Source organism: Geodermatophilus sp. SYSU D01180, assembly GCF_054050415.1.
The window spans coordinates 22,742-35,716 of the sequence record NZ_JBJGZH010000008.1 but is presented as its reverse complement, the minus strand read 5'-3'; the positions used below and the strand labels follow the sequence as shown (position 1 = coordinate 35,716).

Annotated in this window: 20 protein-coding genes and 1 tRNA gene; 8 read left to right on the top strand and 13 right to left on the bottom strand. The window is 76.9% G+C overall.

The window, feature by feature from the left end:
* Window positions 1–26: 26 nt before the first annotated feature.
* From ACI8AA_RS09510 to ACI8AA_RS09480, 7 genes are all read right to left on the bottom strand, one after another.
* Window positions 27–836 (bottom strand): Fpg/Nei family DNA glycosylase, encoded by an 810-nt coding sequence (locus tag ACI8AA_RS09510; protein WP_457044226.1) that lies wholly within the window; start codon window positions 834–836, stop codon window positions 27–29.
* Window positions 829–2,202, bottom strand: coding sequence for a cryptochrome/photolyase family protein (locus tag ACI8AA_RS09505; RefSeq protein ID WP_457044225.1), 1,374 nt, complete (start codon window positions 2,200–2,202; stop codon window positions 829–831). The genes ACI8AA_RS09510 and ACI8AA_RS09505 overlap by 8 nt, the downstream gene beginning before the upstream one ends.
* 48 nt (window positions 2,203–2,250) lie before the next feature.
* Complete coding sequence (locus tag ACI8AA_RS09500) at window positions 2,251–2,571, bottom strand: GNAT family N-acetyltransferase (protein ID WP_456941788.1); 321 nt, start codon at window positions 2,569–2,571, stop codon at window positions 2,251–2,253.
* A 123-nt stretch (window positions 2,572–2,694) separates the two neighbouring features.
* Entirely contained in the window at window positions 2,695–2,865 is a 171-nt protein-coding gene (locus ACI8AA_RS09495; protein ID WP_457044224.1) for a hypothetical protein, read from the bottom strand.
* Between the two features lie 46 nt (window positions 2,866–2,911).
* Entirely contained in the window at window positions 2,912–3,208 is a 297-nt protein-coding gene (locus tag ACI8AA_RS09490) for a hypothetical protein (protein WP_457044223.1), read from the bottom strand.
* Window positions 3,209–3,283: 75 nt separating this feature from the next.
* Complete coding sequence (locus ACI8AA_RS09485; RefSeq protein WP_457044222.1) at window positions 3,284–3,808, bottom strand: hypothetical protein; 525 nt, start codon at window positions 3,806–3,808, stop codon at window positions 3,284–3,286.
* Between the two features lie 58 nt (window positions 3,809–3,866).
* Window positions 3,867–3,939, bottom strand: a tRNA-Arg gene (locus ACI8AA_RS09480).
* A gap of 95 nt (window positions 3,940–4,034) precedes the next feature.
* Between ACI8AA_RS09480 and ACI8AA_RS09475 the strand changes: the two genes are divergently transcribed.
* The 6 genes from ACI8AA_RS09475 (at window position 4,035) to ACI8AA_RS09450 (ending at window position 7,626) form a co-directional block, all read left to right on the top strand.
* Window positions 4,035–4,358, top strand: a complete 324-nt coding sequence (locus tag ACI8AA_RS09475; RefSeq protein WP_457044221.1) for a hypothetical protein — start codon at window positions 4,035–4,037, stop codon at window positions 4,356–4,358.
* Between the two features lie 44 nt (window positions 4,359–4,402).
* The gene (locus ACI8AA_RS09470; RefSeq protein ID WP_457044220.1) at window positions 4,403–4,840 is read left to right on the top strand and encodes an SRPBCC family protein; all 438 of its coding nucleotides are present in this window, start codon (window positions 4,403–4,405) and stop codon (window positions 4,838–4,840) included.
* Between the two features lie 41 nt (window positions 4,841–4,881).
* Complete coding sequence (locus ACI8AA_RS09465) at window positions 4,882–5,736, top strand: NAD-dependent protein deacetylase (protein WP_457044219.1); 855 nt, start codon at window positions 4,882–4,884, stop codon at window positions 5,734–5,736.
* Complete coding sequence (locus ACI8AA_RS09460) at window positions 5,733–6,032, top strand: biopolymer transporter Tol (RefSeq protein ID WP_457044218.1); 300 nt, start codon at window positions 5,733–5,735, stop codon at window positions 6,030–6,032. The genes ACI8AA_RS09465 and ACI8AA_RS09460 overlap by 4 nt, the downstream gene beginning before the upstream one ends.
* A 31-nt stretch (window positions 6,033–6,063) precedes the next feature.
* Entirely contained in the window at window positions 6,064–7,026 is a 963-nt protein-coding gene (locus ACI8AA_RS09455) for an MSMEG_6728 family protein (protein WP_457044217.1), read from the top strand.
* Window positions 7,027–7,215: 189 nt separating this feature from the next.
* A complete protein-coding gene (locus ACI8AA_RS09450; RefSeq protein WP_457044216.1) occupies window positions 7,216–7,626 on the top strand; it encodes a nuclear transport factor 2 family protein in 411 nt (136 codons plus the stop codon).
* A gap of 230 nt (window positions 7,627–7,856) precedes the next feature.
* Here the strand turns inward: ACI8AA_RS09450 and ACI8AA_RS09445 are convergent, their stop codons facing one another.
* The 3 genes from ACI8AA_RS09445 to ACI8AA_RS09435 are packed head-to-tail and all read right to left on the bottom strand — an operon-like array spanning window position 7,857 to window position 9,495.
* Window positions 7,857–8,720, bottom strand: coding sequence for a phosphotransferase family protein (locus ACI8AA_RS09445; protein WP_457044215.1), 864 nt, complete (start codon window positions 8,718–8,720; stop codon window positions 7,857–7,859).
* Entirely contained in the window at window positions 8,717–9,136 is a 420-nt protein-coding gene (locus ACI8AA_RS09440; protein ID WP_456928127.1) for a PaaI family thioesterase, read from the bottom strand. Before ACI8AA_RS09440 ends, ACI8AA_RS09445 begins: the two co-directional genes overlap by 4 nt.
* Complete coding sequence (locus ACI8AA_RS09435; protein ID WP_387987966.1) at window positions 9,133–9,495, bottom strand: VOC family protein; 363 nt, start codon at window positions 9,493–9,495, stop codon at window positions 9,133–9,135. The genes ACI8AA_RS09440 and ACI8AA_RS09435 overlap by 4 nt, the downstream gene beginning before the upstream one ends.
* 89 nt (window positions 9,496–9,584) lie before the next feature.
* Here ACI8AA_RS09435 and ACI8AA_RS09430 point away from each other — a divergent pair, with 89 nt between their 5' ends.
* Window positions 9,585–10,283 (top strand): YbaK/EbsC family protein, encoded by a 699-nt coding sequence (locus ACI8AA_RS09430; protein ID WP_457044214.1) that lies wholly within the window; start codon window positions 9,585–9,587, stop codon window positions 10,281–10,283.
* On the opposite strand, the gene mscL is transcribed toward ACI8AA_RS09430, so the two are convergent.
* From mscL to ACI8AA_RS09415, 3 genes are all read right to left on the bottom strand, one after another.
* Entirely contained in the window at window positions 10,280–10,672 is a 393-nt protein-coding gene (gene mscL, locus ACI8AA_RS09425) for a large conductance mechanosensitive channel protein MscL (protein ID WP_457044213.1), read from the bottom strand. The two genes, ACI8AA_RS09430 and mscL, sit on opposite strands and share 4 nt — an antisense overlap.
* 12 nt (window positions 10,673–10,684) lie before the next feature.
* Window positions 10,685–11,302 carry a Flp pilus assembly protein CpaB gene (cpaB, locus tag ACI8AA_RS09420; RefSeq protein ID WP_457044212.1) on the bottom strand — a complete coding sequence of 206 codons (618 nt, stop codon included), beginning with the start codon at window positions 11,300–11,302 and terminating at the stop codon, window positions 10,685–10,687.
* A gap of 85 nt (window positions 11,303–11,387) precedes the next feature.
* The gene (locus ACI8AA_RS09415) at window positions 11,388–11,723 is read right to left on the bottom strand and encodes an FmdB family zinc ribbon protein (RefSeq protein ID WP_457044211.1); all 336 of its coding nucleotides are present in this window, start codon (window positions 11,721–11,723) and stop codon (window positions 11,388–11,390) included.
* 208 nt (window positions 11,724–11,931) lie between these two features.
* Between ACI8AA_RS09415 and ACI8AA_RS09410 the strand changes: the two genes are divergently transcribed.
* Window positions 11,932–12,963, top strand: a complete 1,032-nt coding sequence (locus tag ACI8AA_RS09410) for a class I SAM-dependent methyltransferase (protein WP_457044210.1) — start codon at window positions 11,932–11,934, stop codon at window positions 12,961–12,963.
* Window positions 12,964–12,975: the final 12 nt, after the last annotated feature.

Here is a 12,975-nt window from a genome sequence, read left to right as displayed (position 1 = left end):
CGCGGTGGGCCTCTGCAGAGGGGCCGTCAGACCGCCTGGCAGACGGGGCACCAGTGGAGGTTGCGGCCGACCATCTCCTCGGTGCGCACCTCGGTGCCGCAGATCCGGCAGGGCAGGCCGGTGCGCCGGTAGACGTAGTGCGCGTCCTCGCGGCGCACCGCACCCGAGCGGCGGGAGCGGTCGGCCGGGTGGGTGGTCACGATCCGGCCCATCCGGACGCCGGCGCGCATGAGCACCACCAGGTCGTCCCACAGCGCCTGCCACTCCTGCGCGCCGACGTCGCGGCCCAGCCGGAACGGCGAGATCCGGTGCCGGAAGAGGATCTCGGCGCGGTACACGTTGCCGACGCCGGCCAGCACCGACTGGTCCATCAGCAGCGCGCCGACCGCCGTCCGGCTGCGGCCGACCTTCGCGTACGACAGCGGGCCACCCCGGCGGGTGCGCAGCGGGTCGGGGCCGAGCCGGTCGAGGATCGCGTCGACCTCGGGCCGGGGGAGGACGTCGCACGCCGTCGCGCCGCGCAGGTCGGTCCACACGCCCTCGCCCTTGGGCCCGTCGGCCACCCAGCGCATCCGCAGCGCGCCGCGCGGGGCGGGCGGGTCGCCGACGCCGGTCGTGTAGGTGCCGTAGAGGCCCAGGTGGACGTGCAGCACGTCGCCGCCGAAGTCGGCGAACAGGTGCTTGCCGTAGCTGGTGACCTCCTCGAGCACCCGCCCGTCGAGCAGCGCGGCGCCGGCGGCGAAACGGCCCTGCGGGCTGGTGACGTGCACCGGCCGGCCGGCGAACAGCTCCGACTGCTCCCTGGCCAGCCGGTACAGGGTGTGGCCCTCAGGCACCGCGCACCGCCCGGTAGCGGGCCAGCGCCACCTGGCGCTCCTCGGCGTGGTCGACGACCGGCAGCGGATAGCCCTCCGGCGGGCCGCCGGGCATGGTCCACGGCTCGTGCACGTACCGGTCGGGGACGTCGCGCAGCTCCGGCACCCAGCGCCGCACGTAGACGCCGTCGGGGTCGAACTGCCGGCCCTGCCGGGTCGGGTTGAACACGCGGTGGTACGGCGAGGGGTCGGTGCCGGTGCCGGCCACCCACTGCCAGCCGTGGTGGTTGCTGGCCAGGTCGCCGTCGACGAGGTGGTCGAGGAAGTACGTCGCCCCCCGCCACCAGTCGACGTGCAGGTCCTTGGTGAGGAAGGACGCGAGGATCATGCGCACGCGGTTGTGCACCCAGGCCTCGCCGCGCAGCTGCCGCATCCCGGCGTCGACGATCGGGTAGCCGGTGCGCCCCTCGGCCCAGGCGGCGAAGTGCTCGTCGGCGACCGGGCCGGTGTCGTACTGCATGCGCTTCATGTCCGGGTCGAACGGCTCGTGCGCGGTGTCGGGGCGGTGCCACAGGACGTCGGCGTAGAAGTCGCGCCAGATCAGCTCGCCGACGAAGCGCTCCACCGCCTCGCCGTGGTCCCCGGCCAGCGCCTGCGCCTCGGCGACCAGCGTCCGGGGGTGGACGGTGCCGTACTTGAGGTGCGCCGACAGCCGGCTGGTGCCGTCGGTGCCGGGGGTGTCGCGCGACGTCGCGTAGCCGAGCAGCCGCTGGTCGCGGAACAGCGCCCAGGCGTCCAGCCCGGCGCGCTCGCCGGCCGGGGGCAGCACCGTGCCGTCGAGGTCCTGCGCCGGCGGCAGGTCCTCGGAGCGGACGCCGTCGGCCCACACGACGTCGTCCGGGCAGGGGGCGGGGGAGTGCAGCCCGCGCGCCCGCCAGGCCCGCGCGAACGGCGAGTAGACCCTGAACGGCGTCCCGTCGCCCTTGGTCAGCCGGCCGGGGGTGACGCCGTAGGGCGAGCCGGTGCGGACGAGCGGGACCTCGCCCAGCGCCCGCTCGACCGCCGCGTCCCGCGCCCGCCCGTGCACCCCGGCGTCGAACGACACGTGCACGCTCGCCGCGCCCGTCTCGCGGACGAGGTCGGGGACGACGCGCGCCGGGTCCCCGGAGCGGACGACCAGCGCCCCGCCGGTCTGCCCGCGCAGGTCGGCCAGGCAGCCGCGCAGGAACTCCCGCCGCGGTCGCCCCGACGGCCCCCACAGCCGCGGGTCGACGACGAAGACGGGCACCACGCTGCCGTCCCGGCCGGCCGCCTCGACCGCGGCGACCAGCGCCGGGTGGTCGCGCAGCCGCAGGTCGCGGCGGAACCAGAGCAGGGCTGTCGGCACCCGCGCCAGGTTAGGTCGCCCGGCGCGGGGCCGCAGGTCAGCGCCGGGTCAGCGGTCGGCGGTGGCCAGGCCGAAGTGGGGCTTGTCGTCGTCGGCGACGAGGTCGAGCGTCTCGGGATGCTGCTGGATGTAGTGGCGCACGAAGGAGCAGTAGGGCAGGACGTGCAGGCCGCGCTCGCGGGCGGCGTCGAGGACGCCACCCACCAGGACCTTGCCGAGTCCGCGTCCCCCCATGCTGGGGTCCACCTCGGTGTGCGGCAGGGCCATCGTGCCGTTCTCGACGTGGTAGCTGGCCAGTCCGACGACGCGCTCGCCGACCCGCACCTCGAACCGTCCCCGCTCGGGGACGTCGACCACCGTGGTCTCCATCGTTGCGTTCCCACCTCCGCTATGCCCCGGCGCCGTTGCCGGGGGCACGACGTGCATCTGGAACGGTAACGCCTCGGAGGCCGGGAGGTTTCCTGCACGAACGGGTGTCCGCCGGACGATTCGTCAGCCGGTGCCGCCCCACAGCGCCAGGACGGCGCCCGCGACGAACGCGATGGGGGCGAGGCGGAGCACGCTCGGACCCCACGGGTCCTCCGGCCGGGAGGCGTGCGCGACGGCGACGGCGAGGCCCCCGACGGCGACGGCCAGGACCAGTGCCACGACGAGGAACTCCATGACGGCCTCCCTGCTCGCTCGTGGTACGGGTACCACGAGGTGGCCGTCAGGGGCGGGGGTTCGTGCGCGTCCACCCGCGGTCGTCCCGGCGGGCGCCGAGCGCGGCGCGGCAGCGGCGGCACACGGCCTGCACCTCCTCGGCGTGCCGGCCGGACTCGGGCTGCACGTCGGCCCAGCTCACGTGCGGGAAGCGGGCCAGCCGGGAGCGGGACAGCGACAGACCGCAGACGGTCTCGTTGCGCCCGCGCTCCCAGGCGTGCACCTCGCCGCTGGGGTAGCGGATGCCGTCGTCGGGGTCGGTCCACCGGCCGGCGGCCGCGACCGCGGCGTTGCGGAGTGCCATGCGTCCCCGGTACCCGCGGTGTCCCCTCGGGCCCACCCGGACCGGCGGACCTCCAGGTGCAGACGCCGCGCCGGCTCAGCGCAGGTGGTCGAGGCGGTCCTGCAGGAGCTCCAGCTCGGCCTGCGCCCGGGCCTGCACGCCGTCGAAGAAGGCCGCCGCGGCGCGCATCTCGCGGTGGACCGCGCCGACGTCGACGCGGTCGGAGCCGAACGCGGTCTGCAGCCGGATCAGGGCGCGGGACGTCACCGCCGTGTCCTCGGCGGCGTCGGGCCACAGCCCGACCAGCACCGCCTGCACGACGCTCCAGTGCGCGAAGACGTCGTCCCCGTCGAGCGTCAGGGACTCCCCGGTGAGCGCCGGCAGGTCCTCGACGACGCCCTGCAGGCAGAGCCGGAGGTGCTCCCGCCAGGCCTCCAGGTAGCGGTAGACCACGAACTGGCCGGCCGGGTCCCCGGCGGTCAGCCGGGCGTACAGCAGGGCCGTCTCCTCGAGGACGCCCTCCCGCTGCTCGTAGCAGCCCTGCGGCCCGTCCCAGGACAGCGGCACGAGGAGCGCGTCCGACGGCGCTGCAGGTCCCACCGACTCCGCGTCGTCCACCATGCTCCGGAACGGTAGAGGGCGTCCGGCCGCGACCGGAACGCCGGACGCCCGGCACGGGTGCCCCCGGCAGGATTCGAACCTGCGACACACGGTTTAGGAAACCGATGCTCTATCCCCTGAGCTACGGGGGCTCGTCGGCGCAGCGCCGACCGGGGTGTGCGGAGCCGAGGCTACCGGGACGACCGGGAGGGGCCCGCGCAGCGTCCCCGGTGTCTACCGTCAGTGTGTGTTGCTCGCAGTGGTCGAGATCGTGCTGCTGCTGGTGCTCGTCGCCCTGCTACTGTCCCGCATCGGCGTCTGGACCGCGGGCCGGCGGGCCGCCCTCCCGCGGGCCCGGTGGGCGCCGGCGCACGACGAGGTCGACGGGCAGACGCGGGTGCTGCTGCGCCGCTCGTACCCGGGCCCCGACGGGGCGCCGGTCGTGCTCGAGGACCGCGTGTTCGCCACCTTCCCGTCCGACGACCCCGCCTGGGAGGCCCGCTTCACCGAGGCGATGGCCGGCGCCCGGTTCCGCTGCTCCTACCTGGACGCCGAGGACGCGGCCGGCTGAGCCCCCGCGGCGGGGCTGGCGCCGGCGAGGGCAGGATGGCGGCCATGGGACAGGTCGTGGCCACCGCCGAACGCGTCGTCCGCGCCCCCGCCGAGCGGGTGCGGGCGGCTCTCGCCGACTACACCGGCACCCGGCGCGAGGTGCTGCCCGAGCAGTTCAGCGACTACCGCGTCGAGGCCGGCGGCCAGGGCGCGGGCACGCGGGTGCACTGGCGGTTCGCCGCGACGTCGAAGCGGGTGCGCGAGCAGGACGTCGAGGTCACCGAGCCCGACGGCGCCCTCGTCGAGACCGACACCCGCTCCTCGATGGTCACCACCTGGACCGTCACCCCGGCCGACGCCGGCAGCAGCACCGTGCGGGTGCGCACCACCTGGAACGGCGCCGGCGGGATCGGCGGCTTCTTCGAGCGCACCTTCGCCCCCAAGGGCCTGCGCCGCGTGTACGACGACCTGCTCGGCCGCCTGGAGGGCCGGCTCGCCTGACGACGGCGGCGCGGCGGGCGGTCACGGAGGACCATGGGCCGGTGACCGCCGCCCTCCCCGCCGTCCAGACCGCGGACGGCCTCGACGAGCTGGCCGGCCTGGTCGCCGACGGAGACGTCCTCGTCCTCTCCGGCGCCGGCCTGTCCACCGACTCCGGCATCCCCGACTACCGCGGCGCCACCGGCTCCCTGCGCCGGCACACGCCGATGACCTGGCAGACCTTCCGCCGCGACCCGCGCGGGCGGCACCGCTACTGGGCGCGCAGCTACGTCGGCTGGCCGCAGATGGCCGCCGCCCGCCCCAACGCCGGGCACTCCGCCGTCGCCCGGCTGCAGCGCGCCGGCCTGCTCGCCGGCGTCGTCACGCAGAACGTCGACGGGCTGCACCAGGCCGCCGGCGCCCGGGACGTCGTCGAGCTGCACGGTGGGCTGGACCGGACGGTCTGCCTGGCCTGCGGGGACGTCGCCCGGCGGGACGAGCTGCACCGCCGGCTGCGGGCCGCCAACCCGGCCTTCGGCCCGCGCGCGGACGAGGTGAACCCCGACGGCGACGCCGAGCTGCCCGACGAGGTGCTCGACGGCTTCGTGATGGTCGGGTGCACCGCCTGCGGCGACGGGCCGCTCAAGCCCGACGTCGTCTTCTTCGGCGAGACCGTGCCGCGCGACCGCGTGGACACCTGCTTCCGGATGCTCGAGGACTCCGCCGGCCTGCTCGTCCTCGGCTCCTCGCTGACCGTCATGAGCGGCTACCGGTTCGTGCTGCGCGCCGCCGAGCTCGGCATCCCGGTGGCGGTGGTCAACCTCGGCCCCACGCGCGGCGACGCGAAGGTCGACGTGAAGGTGGACGCCCCGCTCGGCGAGGTGCTGCCCGAGCTGGCCCGCCGCTGCGGCGCGTGACCCGCCGCGAGGTCGAGCACACCGACGACGGCCGCTGGGTCGTCGTCGACGGGCGGCGGTGGCGGAAGGCGGACCCGGCCCTGCCCGACGACGTCCGCGCCCGGCTGCTCTCCCACCTGGGCACGGCGCGCGCGGCGGCGCGCACGGCCCCCGACCCCGCGGCGCGGCGGGCCGCCCGGGACCGCGTGCAGCTGGCCAAGACCGGGCTGGGGGAGCGCGGCCCGGCCTGGTGGGAGCAGGACGACGACGCCCGCCGCGCCCGCTGGGAGGCGGCCCTGGAGGCGCTCGGCGGTTGACCGCCCGCCCGGCCGGGCAGGAACCGCCGCGATGCAGACCTTCCTGCCGGTGGCCGACTTCGAGGAGAGCGCGCGGCTGCTGGACTCACCGCGCCTCGGCAAGCAGCGGGTCGAGACGCTGCAGGTGCTGCGCGCCCTGGAGCTGCCCGACTACGGCTGGGCCTCGCACCCGGTCGTGCACATGTGGCGCGGGCGGACGGCGGCACTGGTCGCCTACGGCCTGGCGATGGTGCGGGTCTGGCGCGAGCGCGGGTTCGCCGACAGCACGCACACGCTGATCGCCGAGTTCGCCCCCGACGTCGAGGGCGTGACGCAGGACGAGCTCGCCCGCGCCGGGATGCTGCCCTCCTGGGTCGGCGACGAGGCGCTGCACCTGTCGCACCGGTCGAACCTGCTGGCCAAGGAGCCGGACTTCTACCGGCCGCGGTTCGCCCCGCTGTTCGGCGCTGAACCCGACGACCTGCCCTACGTCTGGCCCGGTCCCGACGACGTCCCGCCGGCGGCCGGGCCCGAGGGCACCCGGGTGTGGGTGGTGCGGCCGCGGGCGCACAACGAGCTGGGCGCGTGCCTGGCCGCCGGCGTGGTCGGGCTGGGCACCCAGTCGGGGATCGACGTCGACGCCACGGGCCTCTCGCCGGCCGAGCTGCGCGCGCTGGCCAAGGAGATCTCCGGGCGCCGGCCGAGCAAGGACCTGCGGCAGCTGTCCACCTTCCTCGACGAGATCCGCCCCGGCGACCCGGTGGCCCTGCCCGTCGAGCACGGCGCCGGCCTGCTCGTCGGCGAGGTGCTCGGCGACTACCTGTTCGACGGCCGCGAGCTGCTGCCGCACCGCCGCCCGGCCCGCTGGGACCACGTGGTCCCGCGCGCCGCGGCCCGTCCGCCCGCGACGCTGCAGGACCCGCGCGCGCTGTTCTCCGTGGTGCTCGACCCCGACGTGCTGCCGCCGTCACTGGCCGGCACCACCTACCGCGAGCCCGCGCTCCCGCTGGTCTGAGGGACGGTCCTGGGGATCTCCTGCGACGGGACTCCTGACCCTGTCCCGAAGCGGTCCACCAGGGGACAACTGGCGGCCTGACCGTCAGGCGCGTCCGGGCGGGTCGAGCTCGACCCGCCCGGCAACGGGCACCCGTCGAGGACCTGGGGGCAGGCCCTCCGCGACCCCGGACACGAGGGGAGAGGTGGGATGGTGGCGGCGATCCGGCTGCGGGACGCGATGAACGCCCACGACCTCGAGGCGTTCCTCGACTGCTTCCACGAGGACTACAGGAGTGAGCAACCAGCACATCCCGGCCGCAGCTTCGGTGGCCGTGAGCAGGTCCGGGCCAACTGGTCGGCACTGTTCGCGGGGGTGCCGGACTTCTCGGCGAGGCTGCTCGGCCACTGCCAGGACGATGATCGCGAGTGGTCCGAGTGGCGCTGGACCGGCACGCGAACGGACGCCGCCGCGCTGGCCGTGGCGGGGGTGATGGTCCTCGGTGTCCGCGACGGCCGCATCGCGTGGGGGCGCCTCTACATGGAGCCCGTGGCGGATGAGGACGAGGGCATCGAGGCGGCCGTGCGGACGCTGGCGGGCAGGGGCCCCGAGGACGACTGACGGGCTCGTGGGACCGGTGTCGCCGCCCTGACGTGGGTACCGGAGGCGAGGCGATGACCGTGTGAGGAACCGGGCTCAGCACCAGCAGCCGTCGGCGGCGCCAGAGGACTCTCGGTCCTCCGGAGCATCTCCGAGGCAGTCGTCGCTCGGCGCGGGACAGCTGGGGTGACCCCGCTGCTGACGACCAGGTCGCGGGTTCCCCGGTCCGCCTCGAGCGACGAGGCAGTGGCTCAGTTTCCGCAGGACGGGCCCTGGTCGACCAGGCCGGCGAGGGCCGCCGCGGCCTGCTCCCGACGCTCCGGGTGGTGGGCGGCGACGACGGTCCACCAGGCCGCGGCGTGCAGCCGGCGCAGCTCCAGCCACGGCGCGAGGTCGGCGTCGGACGGGCCGCCGGTCGCGTCCAGCGCGGCCCGGCCGTCCAGCCGGGAGGTGAGCCGCAGGCAGGCGAGGTCCCACTCCGGCGGCCCGGCGCAGGTGTCCTCGAGGTCGGCCCACCGCCAGCCGTCCGGCGTGGCCAGCAGGTTGCCGGGGTGCGCGTCGCCGTGCAGCGCCTGCACCCGGCCGCCCGGCCGGGGACGGAGGGCCTCCACCCGCTCCGCCACGTGGGCGCGGACGGCGGGCCCGACGCCCCACGCGCCCGCCCGCTCGCCGAAGACCGCGAGGTCGTCGAGCGGGGTGTCCAGCGGGCTCCCGGTCACCGGCAGGCCGGCGAGCACCTCGTGCAGGTCGGCGAGCGCGGTGGCCACCTCGGCCGGGGCCGGCGACCGCGCCACCACCTCCACCCGGGTCCAGAAGGTGAGCGTCAGCCCGTCGTGCACGTGCGGCCCGGGCGGCAGCAGGTCGCTCGGCGGGACGACGGCGGCGCCGGCCGCGGCCAGGGCGCCGGCCAGCGCGACCTCCCGGCCGAACGGGCGGCCCGGGTCGGGGCGCAGCAGCGGTGTCAGCGTCGCCACCCGCGCCACGACCGGCGCCGGGGCCAGGTGGACGACGACGTTGACGCCGTCGTGCAGCACCCGCGGCCCGTTGGACCGGAGGCCGTGGGCGGCGGCCACCGCGGTGGCGGCGGCCGCCGCGCGCCGGGCCCGGTCGCTCACGCCCCCGGGAACGGCACGTTCTGCAGGCGCACCTGGCCGCGGGCGACGAGCTTGCCGTCCTCGGCGCGGGTGAGCTGCACCAGCCACAGCTGCAGGGTGCGGCCCTGCTGCACGGGCTCGGCGACGACGTCGAGCCGGCCGGCGGTGACCGGCCGCAGGAAGTCGGTGCTGTTGTTCACCCCGACGGCGAACTGGCCGCGGTCGGCGACGGCGGTGCTGGCGCCGATCGACGCCGCCGACTCGATCACCGCGCAGTAGACGCCGCCGTGCACGACGCCCCACGGGGTGTGGTGGTCCGGCCCGAGCTCCACGGTGCCGGTGACCCGGGTGCCGCTGACCTCGGCGACGTCGAACCCGGTGGCCGCGACGAACGCGCTGGCCCTGCTCCGGTCGACGTCGGGCACCTGCGCGCTCACGCGGCGTCCCACACCAGGCAGAACGGGTGGCCCACCGGGTCGGCGTAGACGCGGAAGTCGCCCCCGCCGCCGGGCAGCTCCCGCGCGCCGAGGGCGAGCACCTTGGGCTCGGCCTCGTCGACGTCGGTCACGTAGACGTCGAGGTGGAACTGCTGCGGGCGCTGCGGGTCGGGCCAGTCCGGCGGGACCAGGTCCGGCGCCTGCTGGAACGCCAGCCGGTGCCCGCGGCCGCTGACCACCACCCAGTCGTCGCCCGGGCCGCCCTTGCTCACCTCCAGCCCCAGCAGCTCGGCGTAGAAGGTGGCGAGCGCGTGCGCGTCGGGCGCGTCGATCACGACGGAGTGCAACTGGCCGATCATGGGCCCCATCCTGGCCGGTCGGCGCCGTCCCCACCGCCCGTGATCGGGCCGTCGGTCGCAGGGATCCGGCCAGGGGGCAGGATCGGGACGTGCCCGACCCGACCGACCAGCCCCCCGTCCTCGGCTCGCTGACCTGGGTGCCCGCCGCCTCGCGCGCCGACCTGCTCGCCGACCCGGTCGCGGCCGCGCTGGCCGGCCTGCCCGGGCCCGCGTGGGTCGCCCCCGTCGACGACGCGCTCGCCGACACGGCCGCGTTCACCGAGGCGTACGGGGTGCCGCCGGAGGCCTCGGCCAACTGCGTCGTCGTGGCCGCGCGCCGGGCGGGGCAGACGACGCTGGTGGCCTGCGTCGTCCTCGCGACCACCCGCGCCGACGTCAACGGCCTGGTGCGGCGGCACCTGGGCGCGCGCAAGGCGTCGTTCGCGCCGCAGGACGTCGCCGTCGCCGAGAGCGGGATGGCCTACGGCGGGATCACGCCGATCGGGCTGCCGGCGTCCTGGCCGGTGCTGGTCGACGCCGCGGTGGCCGCCGCGGGGCTCGTCGTCGTCGGCTCGGGGACCCGCGGCGCGAAGCTGGCCGTGCCGGGGCCGCTGCTGGCCGGGCTGCCCTCGGCGGAGGTCCTCGACGGGCTCGGGGTGCCGGTGGTCGAGGCGCCCCCGCCGGCGCCGGCGGCCCCGGCCGAGCGGGCACCCGACGACCGCGACCTCGGCTGGGGCGAGCGCCCCGACGACCGCGACCCGGACCGCCGCTACCTGGAGGACCGGCCGCCGCACTGGGGCTCCGACTAGGGGCGCGGATCGCCCTGCCGCTCCCGGAGCAGGTCGCGGATCTGGGCGAGCAGCTCCACCTCGGTCGGCTCCGCGGGTCCGGCCTCGACGCCGCGCCGGCGCCGCTCGGCGATCCGCTTCATCGGCAGCACGACGACGAAGTAGACGACCGCCGCGGTCAGCACGAAGGTGATCACCTGGCTGACGAACGCGCCGTAGGCGAACGTCTCGCCGTTGACGGTGAACTCGCCGCCGACGCCGCCGCCTCCGGTGACCAGCGCGATCAGCGGGGTGAGGAACGAGTCGGTGAACGCGGTGACGACCGCGGTGAACGCGGTGCCGATGACCACCGCGACGGCCAGTTCGACGACGTTGCCGCGCAGCAGGAAGTCCTTGAAGCCCTTGAGCACCCGGCCATCCCCTCACGGCGACCGCGGCAGGCTCAACGTCAGCGTGGCGGTGGTGGCCGCAGCGGCGAGAGTGGCGGCCGTGGCCTCGTCGACGGCGAGCACGAGCAGCCCGCCGTCGTCCCCGCCGGACCGGGGCGCGGCCAGGACCAGCGCGCCGCGGGCCACCGCCTCGGCCCGCGCCGCGCCCGGCGCGGTGGCCAGCACGTCGACCCGGTCCCCGGCGGCGGCGAGCCCCGCGACGGCGAGGTCGGCCAGCCGGACGGGCGCCGCGACCTGGCCGGCCGACAGCAGCGCCGTCAGGCCCGGGCCGAGCAGGCGGACGTCGGTGACCGGCTCACCGGCCCGCAGCGGCGCGGCCAGCACCCGGCCGGCCAGCTGCGCCGGGTCGGCCACGACGCCGGCCGGGACCGCGCCGGCCGGCAGCTCCGCGGTGGCGAGCAGGTCGGCGCCCAGCACCGTCCCGGCCGCCAGGTCGCCGGCGGCGGTGACCACCGGTGTCCCGGCGGGCGGGGGCGCGACCGGGGCCGGCGGCGGGCGCAGGGCGAGCAGCAGCGCGCCGACGGCGAGCGCCGCCGCCAGGCACCGGCGCAGCAGGAGGGCGGGGGAGCGGGGACGGCGGAGGCGGACCACCGGCCCAGGCTGGGCGCCCGGGGGCCCGGGCGGCGCCGGGGCGGGGGAGCTGTGGAGCGGCCGTCCGGCTGTGGACGGCCGGGGCTCAGCTCGCGGCTGCCTTGCTGCCGCCGCCCGTCGACGAGGACGAGGAAGACGACGAGGACGAGGAGCTGCTGCTGGACGACGTCGAGGAGGACGACGACGAGTCCGAGGACGACGACGAGGTGGCCTTCGACGAGTCGCCGGTCGACGAGCTCGACCGGCTGTCGGTGCGGTAGAAGCCCGAGCCCTTGAAGACCACGCCGACCGAGCCGTAGACCTTGCGCACGGGGGCGCCGCAGGTCGGGCACTCGGCCACGGCCGCGTCGGTGAAGGACTGCACCACCTCGAACTGGTGCTTGCCCTCGGGGTCGGTGCAGACGTACTGGTACGTGGGCACGGCGTGGCACTCCTGGTCGAGCGGGGGTGGGACGGGTCCGGCGCCGGCGGCGGCTGGCACTCGGGGCCCTCGACTGCCAATGATGCGCCACGCCGCGACCCGCCGTCCACGGATGTCGGCGAGTGTCACGTCCGCGGCGCGCGAGCGCGGGATCGCGGTGGGGGCTGCGAGCGCTACCGTCGCGCTCCCGGGGCCGAGGAGGTGCCCGATGGCGAGGATGCCCGACCCGAGGGTGCTGGCCGAGGTGCTGGGCGGCGGGAACCTCCGTGCGCGGCTGCGCGCCGCGCGGGACGGCCTGGCCGGGGTGCGCCTGCAGCTGGTCGCCGCCGCGCTCGACCTGGGCCTGCTCGACGCGCTCGGCGAGGGCCCGGCCGGCACCGAGCAGCTGGCCGGGCGCCTGGGTGTGGCCGACGGGGACCTGCTGGCCGCCCACCTCCGCGTGCTCGCCGCCGCGGGGGTGGTCGCCGGGGAGGACCCGTGGCGGCTCACCCGGTCCGGCCGCGCGGTCGTCGGCGACGACGTCGTGCGCGCGTCGTACGAGGGCTTCGGCGGCTACCACACCGAGCTCTACCGGGACCTGCCGGTGCAGCTGGGCGGTGGCCCGCGGCGGCGCGACACCGCGGAGAACGGCGAGGTGATCGCCCGGATGTCGGCGGCGATCTCCCCGCTGGTCCGCGCCCACCTGGCCCGCACGGTCGCCGAGCGCCGGCCGCGCCGGGTGCTCGACGTCGGGTGCGGTGCCGGCCTGTACCTGGCGGCGATGCTCGAGGCGGCCCCGGACGCCACCGGCATCGGCGTGGACGTCGACCCCGACGCCGCGGCGCTGGCCCGGCGGGCGCTGAGCGAGCGGGGCCTGGCCGACCGGGCCGGCGTCGAGGTGGTCGACATCCGGAGGGCGCTCGCCGCCGGTCGCCCGGGCGCCCTCGCCGCCGGCATCGACCTGGCCCTGCTCGCCAACGTCGTCCACTACGTGCCGGTCGACGAGCGGGTGGACCTGCTGCGCGCGGTCGCCCGCCTGCTCGCACCCGGCGGCGCCCTCCTGGTCGTCACCACCGTGGCCGGGCCGCAGCTGTTCAGCCGCCACCTGGACCTGCTGCTGCGGGCGCAGGAGGGCCGCATGGAGCTGCCCGCCGTCGACGTGCTTCTCGGTCAGCTCCGCGAGGCGGGCCTGCACCCGCTCCCACCGGAGCGGATCGGCCCTCCGGGCGCCGCGCTCAGCGCGGTGACGGCGATCCGCTGAGGACGCCGGGCA

Coding starts and splice junctions, on each gene's coding strand:
- ACI8AA_RS09500 (WP_456941788.1), bottom strand. CDS start 2,571: ATGGAGACCACGGTGGTCGACGTCCCCGAGCGGGGACGGTTCGAGGTG.
- ACI8AA_RS09495 (WP_457044224.1), bottom strand. CDS start 2,865: ATGGAGTTCCTCGTCGTGGCACTGGTCCTGGCCGTCGCCGTCGGGGGC.
- ACI8AA_RS09490 (WP_457044223.1), bottom strand. CDS start 3,208: ATGGCACTCCGCAACGCCGCGGTCGCGGCCGCCGGCCGGTGGACCGAC.
- ACI8AA_RS09485 (WP_457044222.1), bottom strand. CDS start 3,808: ATGGTGGACGACGCGGAGTCGGTGGGACCTGCAGCGCCGTCGGACGCG.
- ACI8AA_RS09470 (WP_457044220.1), top strand. CDS start 4,403: ATGGGACAGGTCGTGGCCACCGCCGAACGCGTCGTCCGCGCCCCCGCC.
- ACI8AA_RS09455 (WP_457044217.1), top strand. CDS start 6,064: ATGCAGACCTTCCTGCCGGTGGCCGACTTCGAGGAGAGCGCGCGGCTG.
- ACI8AA_RS09450 (WP_457044216.1), top strand. CDS start 7,216: ATGGTGGCGGCGATCCGGCTGCGGGACGCGATGAACGCCCACGACCTC.
- ACI8AA_RS09435 (WP_387987966.1), bottom strand. CDS start 9,495: ATGATCGGCCAGTTGCACTCCGTCGTGATCGACGCGCCCGACGCGCAC.
- ACI8AA_RS09410 (WP_457044210.1), top strand. CDS start 11,932: ATGGCGAGGATGCCCGACCCGAGGGTGCTGGCCGAGGTGCTGGGCGGC.